This window comes from Hafnia sp. (genome assembly GCF_036648275.1).
Taxonomy (GTDB): Bacteria; Pseudomonadota; Gammaproteobacteria; order Enterobacterales; family Enterobacteriaceae; genus Hafnia; species Hafnia alvei.
In genome coordinates this window covers 173,916-198,576 of sequence record NZ_JAVXIQ010000003.1, presented here as the reverse complement: position 1 = coordinate 198,576, position 24,661 = coordinate 173,916, and the positions used below count along the sequence as shown (strand labels likewise).

Sequence of the window (24,661 nt, the reverse complement as noted above, 5' to 3'; positions counted from 1 at the left end):
TATCGAATTTGATTATATCAAGCTAAAAAGGCCCGCATGTACTATGCATGACGGGCCTTTTTGTTTTTTGTCGGCATTGAACTGAGTTCAATTTGGCGTTAAAAATGGTGCAAAATGCATCGACGTCACCCGATTATGCTTAAATGCGTGTAATTGTTTGTGAAAGAATTCGGCTTAAGGGTTAAAAACAGATGTGATCAAGTATACTCTGGCTGGGTCAAAGGGGGGTTTAGCTAATAGTATCCCCCGCGTATTGGATTCTTATTGTTTAAATTAGATGTTATCGGAGAGACAGTTTGCGAGTCAGTCGTTCCTTAACGATCAAACAAATGGCAATGGTGTCGGTTGTGGCGCTCATTACGATTTGTATTTTTGTCGTGATTCAGCTGTTCCATTTTGTGGACCAGCGTAAGGAGGACTACGTCCAGCAACTGGAGAATTTGGCCCATTCTGTACGTGAGCCGCTTTCTGAAGCCATGTTGAATATGGACGCGGTGAGAGCCCAAAAAATTCTCGATAGCTTAGTCCCTATCGGCATTCTAAGCCGTGCCGACGTGATGTTGCCCAATGAGCTTCAGGCGCTAAAAGGACGTTTTCCTCAAGAGCGAGCCGTACCTGAAGCGGTGATGAAGATTTTCGATCTGCCAGTTCAGGTTTCAATGCCGCTTTACGGCATTGAACACAATATCGCGGCGCGACAGCCGTCGTCTTACTTGGTTTTACAGGCCGATTCGTTCCGCATTTATCAGTTTATTTTGTCGACGCTGTCTACCATGGTATCGACCTATCTTTTGCTGGCGTTGATTCTTACCGTTGCCATCAGTTGGTGTATGAACCGGCTGCTGGTGTATCCGTTGCGCGCGCTGGCGCAAGAGTTGCGCAGCATGCCGCTTGATACACCTAATTTTCATCAGCTTACGCCGCCTCCGTCGCATGGGGATGATGAGCTGGGCTTGTTGGTGCGCAACTATAATCGTAATCAGCAGGCGTTAGAGAAAGCTCATCAGGTGATGAGCCGCATGTCTACGCGCAATCCTCTGACTAATTTGCCTAATATGACGCTGTTTGCTCCTTTACTGGAGCAGCATTTATTGGTTTGCCGCAAAGAGAATTCCGGCATTGTTGTGATTAATATCAACACATTGCAAGAGGCGATGGGGGTATTGGACACCACACAGCGCGATGCGTTACTGGCGTCATTAGTGAGCCGGTTGAAAGAGTGTGTGAGCGAAGCCGATATGCTGGCGCAGGTTAATCAGGATCGCTTTGTGGTACTGGTGCGTAACGTTGAAAGGCCGCATTCGCTGATGCTCTTGGCGAAAAACCTGATGGATTCCATCACCCAGCCGCTTGATTTAGAGACGTTGGCGCTACGGCCTACGGCCAGCATCGGGATATCGTTTTATCAGCCAAATGCTGAAGAGACGATGGATGCCAAGAAAGAGGCCGAACTTCTCTTGAGTCAGGCAAGTTCAGCCATGAATATGGCGATGCGTGAAGGCAAAAACCAAATCCTGTTCTTTGAACCGAGGCTGGCACGCAAGGCTAAAGAGCGGTTAACCAAAGAAACTGAGATTATGAACGCGCTCACCCAAGGCGACTTCTCCCTCTATCTTCAACCGCAGATTGACTTGCGTACAGGGCGTTTGGCAGGTGCAGAGGCGCTGATCCGCTGGAATCGCAAAGACGGCGAACTGACTTTACCTTCTGAATTTATCCCGCTGGCGGAAGAAGTGGGTGGCATCGAAGCGCTGGATGAATGGGTGATTAGCGAGTCGATGAAAATATTGTCGGCTTGGCAAAAGCAGAATATCGGAGTGCCGATTTCACTGAACGTTTCAGGTATTCAGATTGCTAATCTCAGTTACGTTGAGCTGCTGGAAAAAATGTTGCGAGAGTACCAACTCGATCCGCACATGCTGCATCTTGAGGTAACGGAAACGGCTTATATCAGCAATATGGAGCAGGCCGCAGAGATGTTGGCGCGTTTGCGCAAAATCGGTATCAAGATTGCTTTAGATGATTTTGGTATGGGATACGCTGGCTTGAACTACTTGCAACATCTGCCGGTGGATATCATTAAGATCGATAAAAACTTTGTCGACCAGATCCCTGCCGATGACGCTTTGGTTCGTATTGTGGCGTCTATTGCCGATGTGCTGGCGTTAGACGTAGTGGCCGAGGGCGTAGAATCTCATGCGCAATGCGAGTGGCTGCTTGAACACGGTATCTACTACGCGCAAGGTTACTGGTTCTCTCCTGCGTTACCTCAGGAAGAATTTGAGAGAAAGTATTTTCTTATCTAAAGATTACGCTTAGTAAACAACTGATTATGGCCAGTTCGCTGGCCATCCTTCCATAAAAATCCCTTCCCTTTGTAGTGATAACCCTTTTTTCGTTGCGGGTTTGATGCGTTTCAGCTCATAAAAATGATAAAATTTGGTTACTAATTACAACATTGCATTTCCATATTGTTACGCCGGTGTTATTTTGCGTCCAACGCAGTACAGAGTCATAAAGGATGGTTGTACCGAGTGTAACCCCTGCCTTTAGTGCGTTGTATCTGATGCGTGCGTACCCGATAAGGAAGTGTATAAATATGAAAAAAAACCTCTTTAAAAGCCTCTATTTCCAGGTGTTATTAGCTATTTCTCTGGGGATATTACTAGGCCATTTCTACCCTGACCTCGGCGCACAGATGAAACCTCTGGGCGACGGATTCGTTAAACTGATCAAAATGATTATTGCCCCAGTTATTTTCTGTACGGTGGTAACTGGGATTGCTGGTATGGAAAGCATGAAGGCTGTTGGCCGTACCGGCGCAATTGCTCTGCTTTACTTTGAAGTGGTGAGTACCATTGCCCTGATTATTGGCTTGGTGATTGTGAACATTGTCCAGCCGGGCGCGGGTATGAACGTCGATCCTGCCGCGTTGGATGCCAAAGCGGTGGCGGTCTATGCCGATCAGGCGGCCCAACAGGGCTTGGTTGCTTTCGTCATGGATATTATTCCGGGCAGCGTCATTGGTGCGTTTGCGAGTGGGAATATCCTTCAGGTTCTGCTGTTTGCCGTGATGTTTGGTTTCGCGCTGCATCATTTGGGCGAGAAAGGACAGATGATGTTTAACTTCATCGACAGCTTCTCGAAGGTCATTTTCGGTATCATTAACATGATTATGAAACTGGCTCCAATCGGTGCATTCGGTGCGATGGCCTTTACCATTGGTAAATACGGCGTCGGAACGTTGGTGCAACTGGGGCAGTTAATTATCTGCTTCTATATCACCTGCGTACTGTTTGTGGTGTTTGTACTGGGATCCATCGCCAAGGCCACCGGATTCAGTATTTTCCGCTTCATTGCCTACATTAAAGAAGAACTGCTGATTGTATTAGGGACCTCCTCATCTGAATCTGCGCTGCCGCGCATGCTGGATAAGATGGAGAAAGTGGGCTGTAAGAAATCGGTAGTGGGGTTAGTGATACCCACCGGATACTCCTTTAACCTTGATGGCACCTCAATTTACCTGACCATGGCGGCGGTGTTTATTGCGCAGGCAACCAACTCGCACATGGATATCTGGCATCAAATTACCCTGCTGGTGGTTCTGTTGCTGTCATCGAAGGGGGCCGCAGGTGTAACCGGAAGTGGATTCATCGTTCTGGCAGCGACCATTTCAGCGGTAGGGCATCTACCGGTAGCGGGTTTGGCGCTGATTCTTGGTATCGACCGCTTTATGTCAGAAGCGCGTGCGTTGACGAATCTGATTGGTAACGGCGTAGCCACTATTGTGGTTGCGAAGCGTGTTCGCCAGCTAGATGAAAAACAAATGAAAGCGGTTTTAGGTAAAAAAGACCGTAACGCAGCCCAAACACAGACCTTATAACCCTCCTATTCCTCGGTTTTTGTTACCGAACATGACGGATTGCCCCCATTCGCTTGATGCGAGCGGGGGCATCTTTATAATGTGCCCATTCATTTCTACAACAACTCATTCGTCATACTTTCGGTTTCAGATGCGCGAGCGATCCTAACTTGCGACCTTCCTGAGCCTTTTGTTGTTTGGTGTCGATGTTGTTTAGAACTTTTTTTCTCTCCGTCGGGTGACATAATCCCACTCTTGTGGTCTAAAAATCGATGCTTGACTCATCGCGTTGAGTTAGCCGTTTTTACAGGCTAGATGGGTTATCTTCCTCAGGGGAATTCGCACATTTTTGTCAGTATTTAGTAGGGGTTCACATGCAAGGCACCAAAATTCGGCTCATGGTTGGTGGATTGTTGTTGGCAGCGGCCAGCAGCTCTGTGCATTCTGAAGCACTACAGCCCGATCCCGCGTGGCAGGAAGGAAAACTGGATAATGGTTTTTCATGGCAATTGTTAGCCACACCACAGCGCCCATCCGATCGGATTGAGTTGCGTATGATAGTGAGCACTGGCTCACTTGTAGAATCAAATCAGCAGGTGGGGTTTGCCCATTTGTTGCCGCGTTTAGCATTAACGCATAGCGATAACTTTACTGCGAGCCAGCTCCAATCGTTCTGGCAGCAGAGTATCGATCCTCAGCGCCCGTTACCTCCGGCGGTGAGCTCTTATGATTACACCGCATACAATTTAAGCTTGCCGAATAACCGCCCTGAGCTGCTGAAAGAAGCGTTGCAGTGGTTGGCGAATACCGCCGGCAAGCTGAATATTGATAGCAATACGGTGATTAGCGCCCTGCAATCCCCAGAAAATTTAGTGGCGACGCTGCCTTCTGACGCCAACGATCCGTTATGGCGTCTTCGTCTCAAAGGCTCAACGATGCTTGGGCATGAGCCGGGTCAGGGGCCAAACCGTCCGGTAGATACTCAACAGCTGAAGGCTTTTTATCAGCAGTGGTATACGCCAGACGCCATGACGCTTTACGTGGTCGGTAACGTTGATTCCCGCTCTCTGAGCGAGCAGATCAACAAGGCTTTTGCCGATTTGAAAGGCAAGCGTGAAACGCCAGCCACCTTACCAACGTTGGCTCCACTGCCGACTACGCCAATTAACCTGATTGCCGAGAATGCGCAGCAGGATACGCTATCGATCACGTGGGATGTGCCTTGGCAGCCAATCCGTGATTCACAGGTTCTTCAGCGTTACTGGAAAAGTGATTTTGCTCGCGAAGCGCTGTTCAGCCATTTGCAGCAGGTGTTGGCAAACAGCGATCTGAAAGGGTCGGTCAATCTGATGTTTGATTGCCAGGTGCAATATCAGCGTTCTCAGTGCGCCATCCATCTATCAACTACGCAGGCTAATCTGAATAAGGCGCTGAGCTTTATCGCTACGGAAATGTCTGCGGTGCATGATGACGGCGTTACGCAGCAAGAGTTTGACACCATGATTGCGCAGAAGAAAGATCAGCTCACCAAGCTGTTTGCGACTTATGCGCGTACCGACACCGATGTTCTGATGAGCCAGCGTTTGCGTTCGCAGCAAAGCGGTGTGGTGGATATTTCGCCTGAAACCTACCAAAAGCTGCGTCAGAGTTTCTTGGCGACGCTGTCTCTGGATGATTTGAATCAGGAACTGCATAACCAGCTTTCTCGTGAACCAACTTTGATCTTGCGTCAGCCGCGCGGTGAACCTGAGGAAAACGTGAAGGCGTTACGTGACGTCTACAACACTACCATGGGATTGAACATGGAAGATGCCTCGGCGGCCGCTGATGCAGTGCCAGAAGATGCGTCATCTTCGGCTACTGCACCACAGGCTGATCCGGCGGCAAAAGAAGAGCCAACTTCAGCCCAGTAGATTTCAGGAAGAGTGTTAACGGTATGATTTCCCATCCTTTCCCTTATCAAGGGGAAGGATGGGGCATCGATCGAAAGGTTATTAGCGAGGCATCGCTTCCTGTGGGATGATAGCGCCACGATATTGGATCACGGTGCTGGCGGTTTGATGTCCGCGCTGTGCCGATGCGGTTGGCGTTCCGCCAAGCAGGCGAACAGATAAATAACCGGCGCTGAATGAGTCACCCGCTGCGGTGGTATCAACTACTTTTTCTTTTGGTAGTTTAACCGCTGGGACATCTACGGTTTGGCCGTCGACTGAAACGATACAAGAATCAGCACCGCGCTTAATCACCACTTCGCTCACGCCTAGCGCATGAGTGCGTGCAATGACCTCATCTGCAGGTTTTTGTCCCCACAGCAGATCTTCATCATCCAGCGTTAAAAAGGCGATATCGGTGCAGGCAAGCATGGCGGTATAGGCTGCTTGTGTTTGTTCGATGCTCTGCCACAGACGTGGACGGTAGTTATTATCAAAAATAACTTTGCCCCCCTTGGCGCGACAGCGTTTTAATAAAGTGAGTAAGCGCTCACGACTATTGTCGTTGAGGATAGCGAGGCTAATTCCGCTGAGATAGAGATAATCAAACTGGGCTAATTGGTCACAAATCGCATCGGCGTTTTCGCCGTCTAGCCAATAGCGTGCTGCGGCATCGTTACGCCAGTAGTAAAAGGTACGCTCGCCGCTGGCGTCGGTTTCAATAAAGTAGAGGCCAGGAAGTTTGTTATCTAAGCGCTGAGTTAACTCTGTTTTTACCCCTTCACGCTGCCACGCATCCAACATTTCGTTGCTGAACGTATCGGTACCTAACGCGGTGACATAGTGCACGGCCAGTTCATTTTCAGGCACCTGACGTGAAAGATAAACCGAGGTATTCAGCGTATCGCCACCAAAGCCACGGGAAAGATCCGCACCTTTTTGCGACAGTTCAATCATACATTCGCCGATGACGGCAATTTTTGCATTGGAATGTGAAGCAATGGTCATGAAGGAAAGCCTGTTTTATTGAGGTCGTAAAAACGCAGTTATCTTAGTTTCCCCGTTGGAAAACTCAGCGTCAATATAAATAAAACAGTGTTCTATTTTTATATGATGTGGATCTAAAAATGAGTGTTTTGTGTAATGCCGTTTTGGCGATCGAGATACACGGGGCTAGTACCCCGCGGGGCCGTTATGGAACACATCCTTGTGTTCCACCTCAAGGGCCAACGCCGAAGCGTTGTTCAACTTTGCTCCAGGCAAAGTTGTCGGCGGCTTACGCCGCTACGACCCCATCGGTGTACTTCCCCTAAAATTGAGCTTAAGTGGGCGGCATTAGGTTACTGTTTACTACTGCACGCTACTTTTTCTTGCGCAGCTCGGTCACGCTTTTTCCGCCAATTCCCCAGTTATCGGTTTCGACTTCCTCAATGATAACCACGGTGGTGGCCGGGTTTTTTCCCATCGTATCGACCAGTAACTGTGTGACACCGGCAATCAGCGCTTCTTTTTGTTCAGTGGTGGCACCTTCACGAGTGATTTTGATATTAACGAAAGGCATTTTGATACTCCATTGGTGTAAAAAATAGGCTAATAAATTCCCATAAAACGAATTAATAGCGTAGCTCATTTGCCAAGCTCCGCTATTTGGTTACCGCTGATTCGTTAGCCGCATTCAAGTAACTTGAATTATTTAGGCTATAAAGATTTAAGGATCCTTGCCGATAACTGATTTTGTTCATTGTCCGTAAGGGCAAGAAAGTGGTTCTCACATGATGTATGCGGATGGTGGATACATGAAAATTGGCAAGACAATCGAGGCGGGGTGGATTATGCCCACGTTGCCCGCACTGGAGCCTACCCGCGAGCTAAATTTCTGGAGCCAGTGCCAGAGAAGCTATACCTTCCAGCCTATTTACTGTACCAGCGGTGTGCCATTAGCGATTGAATTGCTGACAGCGGTTTACCACCCTGAAAATCCTGATTGCCGCTTATCGCCTGAAGATTACTTCGAGCAAATCTCACAGGAGCTGCGTGAAGATGTGGTGTTGGAACAGCTCCGACTGATTCAGCATTGGCATAGCTTTATTCAGCAGCGCGACTTGTTGGTATCTGTGAACGTTGATGGACAAACGCTGCAGTCTATTCAGCTATTGCCAGAAGCGCGTAAGCTGCTGGAAAGTATGCCGTATTTGCGCTTTGAAATGGTTGAACACGCATATGCGGCGCTGACGATCCCCATTCAGTCGCTAGAAGATGTGCATCGTTTATGGCTTGATGATTTCGGCAGCGGGTTAGCCAATTTTTCTTCGCTGATGGAGTGCCGCTATGAGTTCGTCAAACTCGATCGCGCGCTGTTCTCGTTTTTACGCGAAAGCCATGAGGGCGTTCGGCTATTTTATGCATTAGTGGCGCTGATGAGTCGCTATACCAAAGGCGTTATTGTCGAGGGCGTTGAAACCCCTCAGGAATGGATGTTGGTAAAACGTTCAGAGGCCTGTGCTGCACAGGGTTTCTACCTCTCTCGCCCAAATCGGTTCGACTCTCTGCACCAGTTACCCACGTTCTTTCGCGAATAGTTTTTACGGGTAGCAAGCCTTCTGTTTTGCCCGTAAACGGGCATATCTTTAATATTTAACCTATGGTTATGTGTGGGAAACATCATCAATTAGATTAAATATTTAGGATATGCCATGACCAGAACAGGAAAAGCATTTAGCTGGTTAGCAGGGATCTTAGTGGTATTGATCGTTGGGATCGTTGTCTTTGTAATGACCTTTGATTGGAACCGCCTCAAGCCGACGATCAATAAGAAAGTCTCTACAGAACTTAATCGACCGTTCGCTATTCGAGGCGATCTTGGCGTGGATTGGGCACGCCCAACCGATGAAACGGGTTGGCGCTCTTGGGTGCCTTGGCCACATATTCACGCCGAAGATATTGTGCTCGGTAATCCGCCGGAGATCCCCGCGGTCTCGATGGTTACGCTAGAACGGGTTGATGCCAGCCTCGCCCCGCTAGCGCTACTCGGCAAGCAGGTTTATATCCCCCGCATTAAACTCAAACAGCCAGATGCTTCGCTGCGTAGGCTTGCGAATAGTAAGAATAACTGGACGTTTGAACTCGCCAATTCATCAACGGACGATCAAGCGAAAGATCAAAAGTCAGCGTGGTCTTTTAAGATCGATGACATTGTGTTTGATCAGGGCGTGATCGCCTATGACGATGCGATCGCTCATGCAAAATTTAAAGCCACCGTCGATCCGTTGGGGAAACCGTTGCCGTTTAGTGAGGTGATGGGAAACAGCGGTGCGGCGAAAAAAGTCGCCAGTAAGAAAGCGCCTGATTATGTCTTTGGCTGGAAAGTCGATGGGACGTACAACGGTGAATCGCTCTCGGGCAGCGGCAAAATAGGCGGGATGCTTGCGCTGCGCGATCCTGACGGCTTATTCCCACTCCAGGCCGATGTACGTTCAGGCAAAACACGGGTTGCAGTTGCCGGAACGCTCAGCGATCCGCTGAATTTAGGTGCGTTGGATCTACGATTACAATTCTCTGGCCAGAGCTTAAGTCAGCTGCATAAACTGACAGGAATCGTGTTACCTGATACCCCGCCTTATTCCACCGATGGCCATTTAAGCGCAGAGCTTAAACGCGCTAAAGGCGCGATTTATCGCTATCAAAACTTTAACGGTAAAATTGGCGATAGTGATATTCACGGTAGCCTTACCTATCAAGTGAGCAAGCCACGTCCTTCACTGAACGGTGAACTGGTGTCTAACCAGCTCCGTTTTGCTGATTTAGCGCCGCTGATCGGTGCCGATTCCAATCAGGAAAAGGTGAACCGAGGCGATAAAGCCACACAGCCGTCTGACAAAGTTTTACCCGCTGATAAATTTGATACCAAGCAGTGGTCGACGATGGATGCCGGCGTTAAGTTTACCGCCAAACGGATTGAACACGGTGAGTCCTTGCCGCTGAGCGATCTTTACACCCATTTGGTGCTCAACAATGGCACGTTGTTAATGGACCCGCTGCGTTTTGGCGTTGCTGGCGGTAATTTGAATTCGACAATTCGCTTGGAAGGACAACGTACGCCAATGCGCGGTATGGCGGATTTGCATGCGCGTGGTTTCCAGTTACAAAAGCTGTTGCCTAACGTTGAGTCGATGCGCCGTAGCTTAGGACAGCTCAACGGCGATGCCAAAATCAGCGGAACGGGCAACTCGGTGGCTGACTTGCTAGGTACCAGCAACGGTGATGTACGTCTCCTAATCAACGATGGTGTGATAAGTCGCAACCTGATGGAAATTGCAGGCCTGAACGTGGGTAATTATCTGGTGGGTAAGCTGTTTGGTGATGATGAGGTGAAGATCAACTGCGCGGCAGCAGATATCGGCATTAAAAATGGTTTAGCCGCAACTCGCCTGTTTGTGTTCGACACCGAAAATGCGGTGATCAATATTTCGGGTAACGTCAATTTGGCTACCGAACGTATGGATTTGTCTGTCGATCCCGAAAGCAAAGGCATGCGGGTTCTGACCCTGCGTTCACCGTTGTATGTGAAGGGTACATTCAAGCATCCTGATGTGGGCGTTAAAGCTGGGCCGCTGATTGCGCGCGGCGTTGCTGCCGTGGCGCTTGGCGCTGTGGTTGCACCCGCAGCAGCTTTGCTGGCGTTGATTTCACCAAGCGATGTGGACTCTAATCAGTGCGGCGGCATGCTGAAAGGGATGAAAAAATAGCCAATCGCCTCGCCATAACTGGCGAGGCATAGAATTTATACTATGCTTTCTGGGTGTAACAACATGATTGTGTTGTTCATTTTTAATACACACAGATATCAAGGAAAACGGATGATGAAAGTATGGAATAAAGTCCTGTTAGCTTCTTTTATTGGGTTGGTTGTCGCGGGTTGTGACGATTCCACTAAAGTTGATGCCAATCTTGATAAAGCAAAAGATAACGCGGAACAAATTAAAGACGCTGCGGATAATAAGGCCGATCAAATTACCGATGCCGCTAAGCAAAAAGCCAATGAGCTGAAGAAAGAAGCGGATGTGCAGGCCGATCAGCTCAGCGATAAAGCTAAAGCGATTAAAAGTGAGGCCGAAAAACGCGCCGATGCCCTTACGGATGATGCGAAAGCTAAGGCCAAATCCATAGAGCAGCAGGCCAAGCAGCAGAGCGATCAAATAATCGATCAGGCTAAGACGATTAAAGAGAGCGCCATCAGCGGTGCGAACGATCTTTCCGCCGATGCTCAAAACAAAACTCAGGCGATTAAAGACAGCATGAAGCAAAACCCACCGGCTCAGAATGGTGCGGCTCCAGCGTCAAATGAAACGCCAAAGACAAATGCCAACCCGTAGCGTAAGGCGCACTATAATTTAGGTGTGGGTAAGATTATTTTTAATCAGTAAATTTAGGGGGAGTATATGGGTATCCTTTCGTGGATTATTTTCGGTCTTATTGCCGGTATTCTGGCTAAATGGATTATGCCGGGGAAAGACGGCGGTGGGTTTATTGTTACCGTGATCCTTGGGGTTGTGGGTGCCGTTGTCGGTGGCTATATCAGCACCTTCTTTGGCTACGGTAGAGTGGATGGCTTTAATTTTGGCAGCTTTATCGTTGCCGTTATTGGTGCTCTGGTGGTGTTGTTTATCTACCGTAAGATCCGCAGCTAGATGTACTCTCGGGGCGGATTTCCGCCCCGATGTTTTATGGGTTAACGTACGATTTCGCCATCACGAAGAATAAACATCAGTTTCCCGTCCCAAAATTCCGCGATAAACACGTCTTCAGCTTTGATACCGCAGCGTTCTAGTTCTTGTTCTATCCATGCCTCGTCTTTTTCTATTTGGTTCAGCTCATAAGAACGTAAGCGCCCATCTTTCATGAGAATGATCGACGGCATTTGAGCCCCTTCACATACTACGGTTAGCTGTCCGCTTGGCTCTATTTGGGCATAGTTGATTTCTTGGAACGAATGAATACCTTGAGCGTGTAGCTGCGATGACACGTTTAAAATATCGATTTTGTTTTTCTTAGTCAGGATATTCTCCATCAGAAAACGCCCCTTTTTAATGATAGGAATGGGATCGCCGATGGTGACTGAACGAAAGAAATAGACATGCTTACTGATTGCATTCAGCAATGAGATTAAACCTACGCCGATGAGCAGCACGATAATGTATTGGTAAAGAGGAATAGCATCGCTGTAGATAACGCCGCCAATAATGCCACCTAATACAAAGTTGCCGATAAAATCAACAGGCGTCATTTGCGATAGCTGAGTTTTACCTGAAAAATTCAGATGCGTAATGACAATGGCGAATCCCAAAATAAATTTCACCAAAACGTATCCGTAGTATTCCATACGCCCTCCCAAAGCGATTAAAACAATAAGATTACCTTTATATTTCTTAATCATAAAAACAGAAGCTTTCTTTTTATACAAGAAAGCTTGCGGATGAGCTTAAGTTTATTGAGGATTATTTACGCGGGGAGTCAGGCTTGCACAGCTGTGATCTTGTATTTCCTCGATAGAGGCCAAATTCAATCGCCACCATTCACGTTGGGTTGCTAACAGCACAAAGTTGCCCTCAGCACTGGGGATCAATGCCAATCCAAACGCTCCCATGTTTTCCCGCGCCTGCGGTAAGCCCTCGGCTAACAGGATGAACGGGCTGTTTTTTCCCAGAGAGTTTCTGTCGAGCGTTCGCGCCCAGTAGCTGTGGTGATTGATCCCAATCTGTACCGGCTGCCATTGTGATGACAGTGAGGGGGCCAAAGATGCAATCCGCGCAAGTACCTTGGGTTTAGTGCAGGACATATGGATATGCAGCTGATTTTGCGTTCGACCATATTCAGAATTAATGGTGAATGACAGCAGGTCATCCGGCACTGGCTTGCCATAACGCGTTGACAGCCAATCGCGCTGTTGCCATGCGGCGGCAAAATAGTTGGGTTGCTGTGGGTTTAACAAGAGGGGCGATTCAATGCCGGTGACCTTGGCGGTTGGCATCAATAGATATTGCAGAGGGCCATTGCGGTCTTTAAATACCACAAATCTCTGTGCAAGGTTGACCTCGGCACAGGGACTTGGGTTTTGTCGTTGTTGCTGATGCGGAACACACTGCTGGCTAACAATTTTCCACAGTGCATCAGGATGCGAAGGCCGAAGGAAAAAGAAGCTGGTAATGACGAGGAGCACAATAACAAGCAGTACGATGAATCCTGTTTTGCGCTGAAATCTCATCATTACCATACTTCCCAATAAAGTCGTCTAAAGGACGCTTACCTTACTGAGCACATGCCCGTTTGTCTAATGCGCCGCTCCAGCGAGTCATACCAAATGCGAGCAGAACCACAATTGCGCCAACCCACGGTGTCACCATCAGGCCATAGTTCTCAACGATCATACCGCCGACCCATGCACCACCGGCGATGCCGAGGTTAAATGCTGCGATGTTCAAACCAGAAGCTACGTCAACGGCGTGAGGGGCATAGCGTTCTGCCTGCTGAACTACGTAAACCTGCAAACCAGGGACGTTACCAAAGGCGACAGCACCCCAGAACAACACGGTAATCAAGGCCAGCACTGGGCTGTGTGCGGTGAAGCTGAACACGGCAAGTACGGCGGCTAACAGTAAGAAAATAATTTGTAGTGCTTTGATTGGGCCCATGCGGTCAGCTAAGCGTCCACCCCACAGGTTACCTGCTGCCACAGATACTCCGTAAATTAGCATTACCCACGTTACGGCACTGGCGCTAAATCCACTGACCTGCTGCAAAATAGGCGCAAGGAAGGTGAAGACGACAAAGTTACCGCCGTAGCCCAATGCAGTTTTCGCATAGACCATCAACAAGCGTGGCTGTTTTAAGATGGTTAACTGGCGAGCGATGGACGCCGGTGGTGTATGTTTTAAACCGTTAGGGACAAAAATCAGGCTACCAATAAGGGCGATAATCCCCAGCAGAGAAACCGCTAAGAAAGTTTCATGCCAGCCGAAATGTTGACCAATGAACGTCCCTAAAGGTACGCCGGTAACTAACGCCACGGTTAAACCGGTGAACATAATCGCGATGGCGCTGGCGGCTTTTTCTTTCGGCACTAGGCTGGTGGCCAGCGTTGAGCCTATAGAGAAAAAGACCCCATGGGCTAAGCCGGTCAGTACGCGAGCGGTCATCAGCGACATATAGCCGGGCGCTTTCCACGCTAACAGGTTACCGAGGGTAAACAGCACCATCAGGCCAATCAGCAGCGTTTTACGCGGCATACGGCCGGTTAACGCGGTGAGCACCGGTGCGCCGATGGCAACGCCGAGCGCATATAAACTCACAAGCAGGCCAGCAGACGGCAGGGAAACCTGTAAATCTGCGGCGATAGTTGGGATCAGGCCCACGATAACAAACTCCGTGGTGCCGATGGCAAACGCACTGATGGTCAGTGCAAACAGAGCTAATGGCATAACTGCAAACTCCTATCCTCTTCATCTTTCAAGCCACAGACAGCGGGGTTTGAAATCTCTTGGGTATGAATAATTGATGGCGCTGAGTTTGCACGGATTATTTTTGCAGAAAAATAGGTCTATACTCACAAGATAATTGATTGGTGAGCAACAATGAAAACAACAACCGAAGAGCTGGTGGCTTTTGTCGCCGTTGTCGATGCGGGAAGCCTGACCGGTGCCGCAGAGCAGTTAGGTCAAACGCCTAGCGGTATTAGCCGTGCGCTAGGGCGCTTAGAACAAAAGCTGGAAACCACGCTGCTTAACCGCACCACGCGGCGTATTGATTTAACCGAAGAGGGGCGAATTTTTCTCGAGCGCGCCCGTGCAATTCTTGAAGCGATTGAAGAAGCTGAAGAGCAGTTGGCCTTGCAGCGGCATCGCCCGGCTGGTCGTCTGCGTATAAACGCCGCATCGCCGTTTATGCTGCATGTGGTGGTTCCTTTGATTGAAGAGTTCACCGCACAGTTTCCAGAGATTGATCTGGAACTCAATACCAGCGACCAAATTATCGATTTGCTGGAACAGCGCACCGATGTGGCGATCCGCATTGGGACTCTGCAAGACTCAAGTCTGCACGCGCGTCCTATTGGGCGTTCGGGATTGAAGGTGCTGGCAGCGCCGGAATACCTGCAAAAATTTGGTACTCCAGAGCGGGTAGAAGAACTGAGTGAACATCGGCTGTTAGGCTTTACCCAGCCACAATCGCTTAACCAGTGGCCGCTTAAGCAGAGCCAGTGTGCGACATTTTCCGTTACGCCTAACATTGCAGCGTCGAGCGGTGAAACGCTGCGTCATTTGGCGATAAACGGGCGGGGTATTGTATGTCTTTCTGATTTTATGACGCATCAGGATATCGCTGAAGGGCGTTTGGTACAGGTGCTTGCCGAGCACACCTTGGAGACATATCAGTCAATTCATGCGGTGTATTATCGAAATAGTCAGCTTTCGGCACGTATTCGCTGTTTTCTGGATTTTTTGGCGGAGAGATATCCGCTGCACAAGTGACTGAGCGGTTAAGATATCTGCCAAGCTTCCCCCTTTGCAGAGGGAAGCTTGGAGTGGGATAACTTATGGCTGCGGCTTTTTGCGTTCGACGGTGGTGTCGCCGTCATAGTTAGCGGTGGCAATCCACGCGGCGCAAAATAGCGTTAAGCGGGCGAAGAAATAGAAGAAAGCCATCAGACCAATGACCGAGCCAAACGCCGCCCCAGAAGGTGAACGCGCAAGGCTAGGCAGCGTCCACGTCATCACAAATTTAATCACTTCAAAGCCAATAGCCGCAATTAAGGTTCCACGGAGCAACGCTTTTTTCTTTGGCTTATGACGCGGCAATACTAAGAAAATCCAAAGAAACAACAGATAGTTAGCCATGATCGAAATAGACAGCGCAATTGCCGTCATTACGGGGCGTAACCATTCAATGCCGTCTAAACCTAAGGCGCGAACAATAGAAGCCTGCGCGGCACCGGCGATAGACGTAAAAGAAAGTGAAACGATTAACGCAATCACTAGACCCGTTAGCGAGATAAAATCGCGCAGGTAGCGGAAGTAGAATTTTTCCTGATCCTGTGGATTGCGCTCCCAAACCTCTCGAGACTGCGCGCGAATCGCCTCACGCAGATTTCCCATCCAACTAATACCTGAATAGAGCGCAATGGCTAAACCGGTTAATCCCACGGTGGTGCGCTGCTGGATGGCGGTATTCACGGTATTTTTCAGGGTCGTCGCCAAGTTGGGATCGCTGATACTGCTGACTATTTTGTTAATCAACTCAGTAAGCAAATCGGGATTTGAGGCAAGTACAAAACCGACGGCGGCAAACGACACCATCAAAATAGGGATAAGAGATAAAAACGAAAAGTAGGTAATCGCTGCCCCGAACTGACTGCCCAGTCGGTCATTAAAACGATCAACTGCGCGGATAACATGGGCCACGCTGGGAATGGCTTTGAACCAGTCCATGACGCCATTGGCTTTATCCAGCGTTTTCGCCACTTGGGTGGTGACGGTTGCTTTACTGCTTTTGTGGTCTAATTCTTTTGGCATAAGCATTTTCACCTGTCTGCGTTTGGGAACATAGGCAAATTCAGGCGCTTAATTTCTCACGTCAGGATGGGCGAATAATCTAGATCCTAGCAGAGTCGAGCTGTAAGGCAAAATAGGTGAAGAGAAAATCTAGGTTAATAAATATTTTCTGATGGCTTTTAATGCCATTTTTTTCGTCATTGAGCCGTGAGTATTAAGAATATTCTGCTAATTTAACTCGAACTGAGTAAATTACGACATAGATTGCATAATATGACGAAAAAATAGAGCGTAATATCGGGGTTAAGCTAAAAATTAAACAAAGAATCTGTGAAGCAGGTTTTTTATTTAATGAGTGCAATTCAGTATGTTATGGCATAATTAGACCGTTCAATTACTATTTTTCAACTCTTAGTAAGATGTGTGTTGGTCATGCATAATCAACCAATTCACAGACTTGGGTGAGCCGACAAGAATTTACCGGTTTGCAGCCTTCAAGCAACTTAAATTATTTAGGGTATAGACGAATAGGAAATAGTTTTTGATTTATATTCGTCCTCAGCTAACGATTCAAGGTAAAGGCATGCTCGATATTGATGTTAGCGTTATCCGAATTTTTCTAACGGTGATGGATACACGCAGTGTCACCTTAGCGGCAGAGCTGCTGAATAGTTCAACGGCGTCGGTTAGTCGTGCCCTCAAGAAAATGCGTGATAGTTTTAACGATCCACTTTTTATTCGTACGAAGAAAGGATTAGAACCCACCGCTCTGGCCTATAACATTACGCCCAATTTAGCGCTGGCTCTGAATAGTATTCAGAGCGCGGTGAGTGTTTCGACTACTCTGCGCAATGGTGATAATCGTCAGACGCGTTTAAAGTTAAGCTTGTCTCCGATGCTTGAATATTACCTGACGAGCATATTGCAGCATCAAGGGTATCCTTTTGACGATGTCGCCCTAACTAATGAAACCCATGACGGTGATTTGACCAAAGACATCACACGGCTACGTACCCGCAAAATCGACATTAGCTTTACACCGCAAAAATATGCAGATTGGATGATAACCAATGTGCCGCTTTTCGATCTAGTGCCGGTGGTAATGTGCCGCAAGGATCACCCGCGAATTAAAGCCGGATTTAGCTTACAGGAGCTTGAGCGGGAAGAGTATTTAAGCCCAACGATGTGGCCATCTTTGTTTGAAGATAACATTGTGCTGAATCCGCATAACAAAGCGCCTATTTATTCAAGCACCTCGGTACTCAATTTGATGATGATGACGGCTACCACAGACTATATTCTGATTTGTGGCCAACCTTTTGCGCGTGAATTTGAAAAATTGGTTGATGTGCAGGTTCTCGAATTCCCACACGCAAAGCCGATGGGAACCATTTATGCCCATTATCATAAGAGCCGAGCGACGGACGTTAATATCGTTAACCTGATTAATAAAATTAAGGCTGGGGCTTTACACGAATAAAAACAATAGGAATTAACTGATAGTTAATTCCTATAAATTCTTTTTTCAGCTTAAAATTACATTTATTTGTTCATATATAAAAATGGATAACTAAAGTGTTATCCATTTTTATTTCTTCAATAGAGAACTATTAGCGTTTAGCAAGCAAAATATCGCATATCTATACACGTTTTACTCTGAACATTTAGTGCTTTTTTTGTGATCTAGGTAACATAACTGAAGTTGTGCTGTGAATAGTCTTAAAGCTATCAAAAAACGAACACATGTTAAAAATGTTTAGTAAGTTAATGAAGTTAAATGATTTTTTATATCTTATTAATCTGATTTTTGCTTTCGTTCACCTACATGACAGACACAAAAAGACTACATTTCGTTTTGCGCAAAAGGCATTTCCGCCCACGGTTATTGTTAAGAGTCTTCTTTCTGCCTAACTTGTACCCAAGATATACCGAATCATATTCAGCTTGCTGTTATTCTGCATTGAGGATGTCTTGGTTATTAGTCCTCCCTAATTACGATGCACTTTACTTTCTATCTGTTTACGTTTGATTGAATAAACGTAACGGGGGTGAAAGGCACTCATTTGGTATTTGTGGATGATATTGAAAATCATCCTATTGCGTTCTTATCTCATGACTGCTTGATTTTATATTGCAGCTGCATAGCGTCGGATTGGAGTTATCACAAGGATGTACTACTAGGCAAGATACCCCGCAGTGGTGTTGCCGATGATATTTAAGGTAATAAAAAGTGAATTCATTATCCACATCATCATCTGAGCTTGAAGTCATTAATATTGATAACGCGGTGATCGCTATTTTATCTGACGATCCTATGTTTGCTGCGGGAGTAAAAAGCCTATTGAAGAAAATTGCACCTCTAGGCCAAGGGGCTGTGATTGATTCTGATAGAGCCAAAATTGTTATGGTTGATTTAGACAGCTTGAATCAATCTATTTTTCAGGTGGTTCGTACTCTGGCCGGTTTACGTTCGTATGATGCTTATCGCACCGTATTTTGGACATCGAATCAGGCAGAGCATACGCTGAATTTCGTTCGACTCATTGATAACGCAAGTTTTATTAACAAGAAAGCGTCCCTTGAGTCGGTAGAATCAGCGGTGCAGGAAGTCCTGCGCGGTGGTCGTTTTGTGACGCAAGAAGTTCAGCATACGTTCCAGACATCCAATGGTCCGGGTCGCGTCACTGAAGAAACGTTCACGATCTTAGATGACATGATGAGCGGCATGCGTGTGAAGTGTATCGCCGCCAAGCTACATACTGCGGACAAGTCGATCTACAGCAAGCTGCGTCAGTTCCGTGAACGTCTATCTTTGCTGCGTAAAAGCGACTTTTTGAGCTTTATTCACGATATTTCGTGATCGTGCAATAACATCAAGCCTGAGAGAAAGATAAACAAAAGGCCGAAGAGAGATCTTCGGCCTTTTCTGTTACTGCGCTATCAATGATTAGCGCATGGTCACAAACTCTTCCGAGCCTGTTGGGTGGATTGCTACGGTGTTGTCGAAGTCTTTTTTGGTTGCACCCATTTTCAGTGCAACGGCAAAGCCCTGTAGCATTTCATCCATGCCGTAGCCAATACCGTGAATGCCAACGATCTTCTCATCTTTACCTGCACATACCAGCTTCATGCGGCACGGTTGGCGGTGCTGAGTCACAGCGGTATACATTGCGGTGAAGGAGGATTTGTACACCTTCACGTTGTCTTCGCCGTGCTGCTCTTTCGCCTGCTCTTCAGTCAAACCAACGGTGCCAATTGGCGGATGGCTGAATACTACGGTTGGAATATTGCTGTAGTCGAGATGCTCATCCGGCTTGTTGTTAAACAAACGCTCAGATAAACGACGGCCAGCAGCAACGGCAACCGGTGTTAGCTCAACGGCACCGGTGTTATCACCAACGGCATAAATGCCTTTTACGTTGGTATTCTGATATTTATCAACGGTGATGTAGCCTTTATCGTTGGTTTTGACACCCGCGGCGCTCAGGTTGATATTGTCGTTAGCGGGTTCACGGCCAATGGCCCAAATCAGGCAGTCAACTTCAAACGTTTTGCCATTTTCCAGCGTTAGCGTGAGGCTACCATCGCTATTTTTAACCACGGATTTTGGAACCGACTGGGTGTGCAGCTGCGGGCCTTCGGCGTTCATCACTTCAACCAGCGCTTCAACAATCATTGGGTCAAAGGTACGCAGAGGCGCGTGTTTACGCACAAACAGATGGGTTTCAGAGCCCAAGCCATTCAGCACACCGGCAATTTCAACGGCAATATAGCCAGCGCCGACCACTGCCACGCGTTTTGGCAGTGCATCTAACTCAAAGAAGCCATCGGAGTTAATGCCGTATTCTGCCCCTGGAATATTCGGGCGAGAAGGGCGGCCACCGGTTGCGATCAGGATATGATCGGCGGTGATGGTTTCGCCGTTCACTTCAACGGTATGCGCATCAATAAATTTGGCAAAGCCGTGGATCACGTCAACTTTATTGTTGCCCAGTCCACGTTCATAGGACTGATGGATACGGTCGATATAGGCGGTGCGGCTTTCGATCAGTTTGCCCCAATCGAACTTATTCACCGTGGTATCAAAACCATAATCAGGGCCATACAAATGGATTGCTTCCGCGATTTGCGCGGCGTGCCACATTACTTTTTTCGGCACACAACCCACGTTTACGCAGGTGCCGCCCAGATACTTGGCTTCAACCAGCGCACATTTTTGGCCATACATGGCCGCACGGTTGATGGAAGCAATACCGCCGCTGCCACCGCCAATTGCGAGATAGTCATAATGTTTAGTCATCAGGGAGTTCCATGAGTTGTGTACCCGTCATACTTCAAGCCGCATCGATGCAACTTGAATTATTTAGGGTATATACCGGCGGTGCAAAGCTAATCACTGCCAGTGAGAAAATTGCCTTAGAGTGTAACGCTACTCACGCTATTGCCGCAAAGGTTGCGTCTATGGTTGTGATAGGCCACGGTTTTGCGTTGGTAATCGTTGGGCGTCGCTACTCGTTGGCTTGTGCCACAAGCCATTGCTGAAACTGCTGCATGGCGGGAGATAGCGGTTTGGATTTTAGCCATGTTAACCAATAACTGCCGATTTCAACGTTGATATCAAAGGGGCTCACTAATATGCCATTTTGCAGTTCGTGTTCGAACATTTTGGCCGGAGCCAACGCGACGCCCCCATTTTGAACGGCAGCTTCAACCATCAGGCGTGATGAATCAAAAATAGGCCCGTTAATTCTTATTGGCTCAATACCCGCCGCAACAAACCAGTTGTTCCACTCTTCGGCTCGATAAGAGCGCATAAGCGTTTCTTTGGCTAAATCTTGAGGCTGCTCTAATCGCTGAGCTACGCTGGGAGCACACAGTACGCTGAGGGGGGCATCAAATAGCCGAACGTTATGGGTCGCTGGCCACATGCCGTTACCAAAGCGTATGGCAAAATCTAAACCCTCTCCGGCTAAATTAACCAGATTGTTATTGGTGAGCAGTCTAAGCTCAACAAAGGGATGGTCAGCGTTAAAGCTTTGCAAACGAGGCATCAGCCAGCCCACGGCAAAGGTGCCCACCGCGGCGACGGTCAGCACCTCATGGAAATGACCGCCGTCAAACTGTTTAAGCACCGCCTCAATCTGGCTAAATGCTTCGCTAAGCACCGGCATCAATACATGAGCTTCATCGGTGAGTTCTAATCCTCGCGGTAGGCGTTTAAACAGCTGCGTTCCTAACCGCGCCTCGAGAGTTCGAACTTGCTGGCTAACGGCTGCCTGCGTCACGCTGAGCTCCAGTCCAGCACGAGTAAAACTAAGGTGGCGGGCAGAGGCTTCAAAGGCGCGAAGCGCGTTAAGCGGGAGATGGGAACGCATGATGATGGCCCTTAATGAAGCTAGCTATAAGTTTTTCTTTACCCTAAGGGAATTTAATCTCGCTTGTCAATCTACGGGTGATAGCGGATATTCCTGCCGCCACGATGAGTTTGGCGTAGTGGTGCCATAGCCTCATCGTGTGAATGATTATTTCGCTAAACTTTTTCTTTTGCATGCTGATAGGCGTGCAAGATTCAAAATATCTCCGATTAAAAGGTCATTTAATATGCGTAAAAAAATGCAGAGCACATTGAAGCTGTTATCCGTGATTACCTGTCTGGCGGTAACGGCTCAGGGCGCCATGGCGTCAGAAATGGATCAGGCCAAAATTAAAGACACCGTTGATAGCCTGATCCAGCCGTTGATGCAGAAGAACAATATTCCGGGCATGTCGGTGGCAGTAACGCTGAACGGCAAAGATTATATTTATAACTATGGCTTAGCCTCCAAACAGCCACAGCAACCCGTAACGGACAACACGCTTTTTGAAGTTGGCTCGTTGAGCAAAACCTTTGCAGCGACGCTGGCGTCTTATGCACAGGTCAGCGGCAAATTATCGCTGGATAAAAGCATTAGCCACTATGTGCCAGAACTGCGCGGCAGTAGTTTCGATCACATCAGCGTGCTGAATGCGGGAACGCATACCACAGGTTTAGCGCTGTTCATGCCTGAAGAAGTGAAAAATACCGATCAGTTGATGGCTTATCTGAAAGCGTGGAAACCTGCCGATCCTGCGGGGACTCACCGTGTTTATTCCAATATCGGTACCGGTTTGTTGGGCATGATTGCCGCGCAAAGTATGGGAATGACCTACGAAGACGCGATTGAGAAGACGCTTCTTCCTAAGTTGGGTATGACGCATACCTACCTTAATGTTCCAGCAGACCAAGCGGAAAATTATGCTTGGGGCTACAACAAAAAGAATGAGCCGATCCACGTTAATATGGAAGTCTTGGGCAACGAAGCGTATGGCATTAGAACTAACGCGAGTGACCTGATCCGCTACGTGCAAGCCAATATGGGACAACTAAAACTTGATGGAAATTCGACGCTGCAAAAAGCGCTAACCGACACGCACACCGGTTACTTTAAGTCAGGCAAAATCACGCAGGATCTGATGTGGGAACAGCTGCCATATCCGGTTTCTCTGCCGGATCTGCTCACAGGTAACGATATGGCGATGACAAAAAGCGTTGCTACGCCGATTGTTCCACCGTTGCCACCGCAAGAAAAAGTATGGATTAACAAGACCGGTTCCACCAATGGTTTTGGTGCCTATATCGCGTTTGTTCCAGCTAAAAAGATGGGTATCGTGATGCTGGCGAACAAGAACTACTCTATCGATCAGCGTGTAACGGTGGCGTATAAAATCTTAAGCGAGTTGGAAGGGAAGTAATCAGTTCGGTTGTACAAACCCCTCCCAGCCTCCCCCTTGACAGGGGGTGGAGCAGGCCGAGTACCTAATCAGCATCGATCGTTAGCAGTTCGAATCTTTGATTGAGCACCGTTCGGCTCCCTCCCCTGCGAAGGGGAGGGCTGGGGTGGGGTAACTTCTGTCAAAACTTATAAAACGCCCTGTGCCAGCATGGCATCGGCGACTTTCACGAATCCTGCAATATTCGCCCCGCGCACATAGTTTGTTTGTTTATCTTCACCGCCATATTCCACGCAGGCTTGGTGAATATCTAGCATGATGTGGTGCAGGCGCAAATCCACTTTCTCCGCCTTCCAACCCATGCGTGCCGCGTTCTGCGCCATTTCTAAACCAGATGTTGCTACGCCACCGGCGTTAGCCGCTTTACCCGGCGCAAATAAAACACCCGCTTCAAGGAAGAGATCCGTGGCTTCAATTGTGGTTGGCATATTTGCGCCTTCGGCCACCGCTTTGACTCCGTTGGCGATCAACTGACGTGCGGCTGGTGCATCCAGTTCGTTCTGGGTGGCGCAAGGCAGAGCGATATCAACGCTGATGCCCCAAGGCTGCTGGCCTTCAAGATAGGTGAGGTCGAACTCTTTGGCATAGTCGGCAATGCGCCCATCCTGCTGAGATTTTATCTGGCACAGACGCGCCAGTTTTTCCGGCGTAAAGCCAGCTTCATCAACCACGGTGCCGTTAGAGTCTGAAGCGGTGACGACGCGCGCACCCAGTTCCATTGCTTTCTCGATGGCGTATTGAGCCACGTTGCCCGAACCTGATACCGCGACCTTCATTCCTTCAAAACCTAAACCATGGCGTTTTAGCATGGCGTCGGTGAAGTAGACCAGGCCATAGCCCGTCGCTTCAGGACGGATTAAACTGCCGCCAAACGACAGCCCTTTTCCGGTGAATACGCATGCGGTGTTGTTCGACAGCTTTTTCATCATGCCGGCCATAAAGCCCACTTCTCGTCCACCCACGCCGATATCACCCGCGGGAACGTCGGTGTCGGCCCCTAAATGACGGTAAAGCTCAGTCATTAAGGCTTGGCAGAAGCGCATGATTTCGCCGTCGCTTTTTCCTTTTGGATTGAAATCGCTACCGCCTTTACCCCCACCCATCGGCAGCGTGGTGAGCGCGTTTTTAAACGTTTGCTCAAAGCCGAGGAATTTCAGGATCGACAGATTAACCGAAGGATGGAAGCGCATTCCGCCCTTAAATGGCCCAATGGCCGAGCTGAACTGTACGCGCCATGCGCGGTTGACCTGAACCTGCCCGCGATCGTCAACCCATGTGACGCGGAACTGAATCACACGTTCAGGCTCGATCAGGCGTTCTAGCAGGGCGGCGTCACGATAGCGTGGATTTTTCTCTAGAAACGGCCACAGGGTGGTCATTACTTCTCGCACGGCCTGCAAGAATTCGGGTTGGTTGGGATCGCGTTTTTGTACGCTGGCGAGAAAGTTTTCCAGAGACAATAGTTGCTCCATAGTTTGGTACTCCTTATTCCCCTGTAATCCTTCACGTGAATTATT

The 24,661-nt window shown here is 48.3% G+C and carries 20 protein-coding genes; 11 read left to right on the top strand and 9 right to left on the bottom strand.

The window, feature by feature from the left end; translation table 11 throughout:
- The first annotated feature begins 296 nt into the window (after nucleotides 1–296).
- The 3 genes from hmsP to RSC70_RS05000 all read left to right on the top strand — a co-directional run bounded on the left by hmsP (nucleotide 297) and on the right by RSC70_RS05000 (nucleotide 5,775).
- On the top strand, nucleotides 297–2,306 hold the full coding sequence (hmsP, locus tag RSC70_RS05010) for a biofilm formation regulator HmsP (RefSeq protein ID WP_230599725.1): 2,010 nt from the start codon (nucleotides 297–299) through the stop codon (nucleotides 2,304–2,306).
- 293 nt (nucleotides 2,307–2,599) lie between these two features.
- Nucleotides 2,600–3,883 (top strand): dicarboxylate/amino acid:cation symporter, encoded by a 1,284-nt coding sequence (locus RSC70_RS05005; RefSeq protein ID WP_040044438.1) that lies wholly within the window; start codon nucleotides 2,600–2,602, stop codon nucleotides 3,881–3,883.
- Nucleotides 3,884–4,236: 353 nt separating this feature from the next.
- Entirely contained in the window at nucleotides 4,237–5,775 is a 1,539-nt protein-coding gene (locus tag RSC70_RS05000) for a M16 family metallopeptidase (RefSeq protein ID WP_040044439.1), read from the top strand.
- A gap of 81 nt (nucleotides 5,776–5,856) precedes the next feature.
- Here RSC70_RS05000 and RSC70_RS04995 read toward each other — a convergent pair whose 3' ends face one another.
- Both RSC70_RS04995 and RSC70_RS04990 read right to left on the bottom strand, forming a co-directional pair.
- Entirely contained in the window at nucleotides 5,857–6,801 is a 945-nt protein-coding gene (locus RSC70_RS04995; RefSeq protein ID WP_332541879.1) for a sugar kinase, read from the bottom strand.
- A gap of 352 nt (nucleotides 6,802–7,153) precedes the next feature.
- Complete coding sequence (locus RSC70_RS04990; RefSeq protein WP_025799514.1) at nucleotides 7,154–7,354, bottom strand: 2-hydroxymuconate tautomerase family protein; 201 nt, start codon at nucleotides 7,352–7,354, stop codon at nucleotides 7,154–7,156.
- Between the two features lie 235 nt (nucleotides 7,355–7,589).
- Between RSC70_RS04990 and pdeH the strand changes: the two genes are divergently transcribed.
- The 4 genes from pdeH to RSC70_RS04970 all read left to right on the top strand — a co-directional run bounded on the left by pdeH (nucleotide 7,590) and on the right by RSC70_RS04970 (nucleotide 11,480).
- Nucleotides 7,590–8,372, top strand: coding sequence for a cyclic-guanylate-specific phosphodiesterase (gene pdeH / locus RSC70_RS04985; protein WP_332541877.1), 783 nt, complete (start codon nucleotides 7,590–7,592; stop codon nucleotides 8,370–8,372).
- Between the two features lie 114 nt (nucleotides 8,373–8,486).
- On the top strand, nucleotides 8,487–10,538 hold the full coding sequence (locus RSC70_RS04980; RefSeq protein WP_332541875.1) for an AsmA family protein: 2,052 nt from the start codon (nucleotides 8,487–8,489) through the stop codon (nucleotides 10,536–10,538).
- Nucleotides 10,539–10,652: 114 nt separating this feature from the next.
- Complete coding sequence (locus tag RSC70_RS04975; protein WP_040044480.1) at nucleotides 10,653–11,165, top strand: E3 ubiquitin--protein ligase; 513 nt, start codon at nucleotides 10,653–10,655, stop codon at nucleotides 11,163–11,165.
- A 66-nt stretch (nucleotides 11,166–11,231) separates the two neighbouring features.
- Nucleotides 11,232–11,480, top strand: coding sequence for a GlsB/YeaQ/YmgE family stress response membrane protein (locus RSC70_RS04970; RefSeq protein WP_025799506.1), 249 nt, complete (start codon nucleotides 11,232–11,234; stop codon nucleotides 11,478–11,480).
- 41 nt (nucleotides 11,481–11,521) lie between these two features.
- Here the strand turns inward: RSC70_RS04970 and RSC70_RS04965 are convergent, their stop codons facing one another.
- The 3 genes from RSC70_RS04965 to RSC70_RS04955 all read right to left on the bottom strand — a co-directional run bounded on the left by RSC70_RS04965 (nucleotide 11,522) and on the right by RSC70_RS04955 (nucleotide 14,267).
- Nucleotides 11,522–12,172, bottom strand: coding sequence for a DUF421 domain-containing protein (locus tag RSC70_RS04965; RefSeq protein ID WP_040044481.1), 651 nt, complete (start codon nucleotides 12,170–12,172; stop codon nucleotides 11,522–11,524).
- A gap of 105 nt (nucleotides 12,173–12,277) precedes the next feature.
- Nucleotides 12,278–13,054 (bottom strand): CDP-diacylglycerol diphosphatase, encoded by a 777-nt coding sequence (locus RSC70_RS04960; protein ID WP_332541910.1) that lies wholly within the window; start codon nucleotides 13,052–13,054, stop codon nucleotides 12,278–12,280.
- 43 nt (nucleotides 13,055–13,097) lie between these two features.
- Nucleotides 13,098–14,267 carry an MFS transporter gene (locus RSC70_RS04955; RefSeq protein ID WP_025799500.1) on the bottom strand — a complete coding sequence of 390 codons (1,170 nt, stop codon included), beginning with the start codon at nucleotides 14,265–14,267 and terminating at the stop codon, nucleotides 13,098–13,100.
- Between the two features lie 153 nt (nucleotides 14,268–14,420).
- Here RSC70_RS04955 and RSC70_RS04950 point away from each other — a divergent pair, with 153 nt between their 5' ends.
- Nucleotides 14,421–15,314: a LysR family transcriptional regulator gene (locus tag RSC70_RS04950; RefSeq protein ID WP_063586194.1), complete on the top strand. Its 894-nt coding sequence runs from the start codon at nucleotides 14,421–14,423 to the stop codon at nucleotides 15,312–15,314.
- Between the two features lie 63 nt (nucleotides 15,315–15,377).
- Here the strand turns inward: RSC70_RS04950 and yhjD are convergent, their stop codons facing one another.
- On the bottom strand, nucleotides 15,378–16,361 hold the full coding sequence (gene yhjD / locus RSC70_RS04945; protein ID WP_040044445.1) for an inner membrane protein YhjD: 984 nt from the start codon (nucleotides 16,359–16,361) through the stop codon (nucleotides 15,378–15,380).
- A 556-nt stretch (nucleotides 16,362–16,917) separates the two neighbouring features.
- Between yhjD and RSC70_RS04940 the strand changes: the two genes are divergently transcribed.
- Nucleotides 16,918–17,814 (top strand): LysR family transcriptional regulator, encoded by an 897-nt coding sequence (locus tag RSC70_RS04940; protein ID WP_043489704.1) that lies wholly within the window; start codon nucleotides 16,918–16,920, stop codon nucleotides 17,812–17,814.
- Nucleotides 17,815–18,564: 750 nt separating this feature from the next.
- Nucleotides 18,565–19,194, top strand: a complete 630-nt coding sequence (locus RSC70_RS04935; protein ID WP_046360043.1) for a response regulator transcription factor — start codon at nucleotides 18,565–18,567, stop codon at nucleotides 19,192–19,194.
- Between the two features lie 87 nt (nucleotides 19,195–19,281).
- Here the strand turns inward: RSC70_RS04935 and gorA are convergent, their stop codons facing one another.
- Both gorA and RSC70_RS04925 read right to left on the bottom strand, forming a co-directional pair.
- Nucleotides 19,282–20,634: a glutathione-disulfide reductase gene (gene gorA / locus RSC70_RS04930; RefSeq protein WP_046458419.1), complete on the bottom strand. Its 1,353-nt coding sequence runs from the start codon at nucleotides 20,632–20,634 to the stop codon at nucleotides 19,282–19,284.
- A gap of 208 nt (nucleotides 20,635–20,842) precedes the next feature.
- Nucleotides 20,843–21,709 carry a LysR family transcriptional regulator gene (locus RSC70_RS04925; RefSeq protein WP_149227786.1) on the bottom strand — a complete coding sequence of 289 codons (867 nt, stop codon included), beginning with the start codon at nucleotides 21,707–21,709 and terminating at the stop codon, nucleotides 20,843–20,845.
- A 226-nt stretch (nucleotides 21,710–21,935) separates the two neighbouring features.
- Here RSC70_RS04925 and ampC point away from each other — a divergent pair, with 226 nt between their 5' ends.
- The gene (gene ampC / locus RSC70_RS04920) at nucleotides 21,936–23,105 is read left to right on the top strand and encodes a class C beta-lactamase (protein WP_234619221.1); all 1,170 of its coding nucleotides are present in this window, start codon (nucleotides 21,936–21,938) and stop codon (nucleotides 23,103–23,105) included.
- Nucleotides 23,106–23,272: 167 nt separating this feature from the next.
- Here ampC and gdhA read toward each other — a convergent pair whose 3' ends face one another.
- The gene (gdhA, locus tag RSC70_RS04915; RefSeq protein ID WP_282807575.1) at nucleotides 23,273–24,616 is read right to left on the bottom strand and encodes an NADP-specific glutamate dehydrogenase; all 1,344 of its coding nucleotides are present in this window, start codon (nucleotides 24,614–24,616) and stop codon (nucleotides 23,273–23,275) included.
- Nucleotides 24,617–24,661: the final 45 nt, after the last annotated feature.

Coding starts and splice junctions, on each gene's coding strand:
- yhjD (WP_040044445.1), bottom strand. CDS start 16,361: ATGCTTATGCCAAAAGAATTAGACCACAAAAGCAGTAAAGCAACCGTC.
- RSC70_RS04955 (WP_025799500.1), bottom strand. CDS start 14,267: ATGCCATTAGCTCTGTTTGCACTGACCATCAGTGCGTTTGCCATCGGC.
- gdhA (WP_282807575.1), bottom strand. CDS start 24,616: ATGGAGCAACTATTGTCTCTGGAAAACTTTCTCGCCAGCGTACAAAAA.
- RSC70_RS04925 (WP_149227786.1), bottom strand. CDS start 21,709: ATGCGTTCCCATCTCCCGCTTAACGCGCTTCGCGCCTTTGAAGCCTCT.
- RSC70_RS04965 (WP_040044481.1), bottom strand. CDS start 12,172: ATGGAATACTACGGATACGTTTTGGTGAAATTTATTTTGGGATTCGCC.
- RSC70_RS05000 (WP_040044439.1), top strand. CDS start 4,237: ATGCAAGGCACCAAAATTCGGCTCATGGTTGGTGGATTGTTGTTGGCA.
- RSC70_RS04995 (WP_332541879.1), bottom strand. CDS start 6,801: ATGACCATTGCTTCACATTCCAATGCAAAAATTGCCGTCATCGGCGAA.
- RSC70_RS04980 (WP_332541875.1), top strand. CDS start 8,487: ATGACCAGAACAGGAAAAGCATTTAGCTGGTTAGCAGGGATCTTAGTG.
- RSC70_RS05005 (WP_040044438.1), top strand. CDS start 2,600: ATGAAAAAAAACCTCTTTAAAAGCCTCTATTTCCAGGTGTTATTAGCT.
- RSC70_RS04975 (WP_040044480.1), top strand. CDS start 10,653: ATGAAAGTATGGAATAAAGTCCTGTTAGCTTCTTTTATTGGGTTGGTT.
- pdeH (WP_332541877.1), top strand. CDS start 7,590: ATGAAAATTGGCAAGACAATCGAGGCGGGGTGGATTATGCCCACGTTG.
- ampC (WP_234619221.1), top strand. CDS start 21,936: ATGCGTAAAAAAATGCAGAGCACATTGAAGCTGTTATCCGTGATTACC.
- RSC70_RS04950 (WP_063586194.1), top strand. CDS start 14,421: ATGAAAACAACAACCGAAGAGCTGGTGGCTTTTGTCGCCGTTGTCGAT.
- gorA (WP_046458419.1), bottom strand. CDS start 20,634: ATGACTAAACATTATGACTATCTCGCAATTGGCGGTGGCAGCGGCGGT.
- RSC70_RS04990 (WP_025799514.1), bottom strand. CDS start 7,354: ATGCCTTTCGTTAATATCAAAATCACTCGTGAAGGTGCCACCACTGAA.
- RSC70_RS04970 (WP_025799506.1), top strand. CDS start 11,232: ATGGGTATCCTTTCGTGGATTATTTTCGGTCTTATTGCCGGTATTCTG.
- RSC70_RS04960 (WP_332541910.1), bottom strand. CDS start 13,054: ATGAGATTTCAGCGCAAAACAGGATTCATCGTACTGCTTGTTATTGTG.
- RSC70_RS04940 (WP_043489704.1), top strand. CDS start 16,918: ATGCTCGATATTGATGTTAGCGTTATCCGAATTTTTCTAACGGTGATG.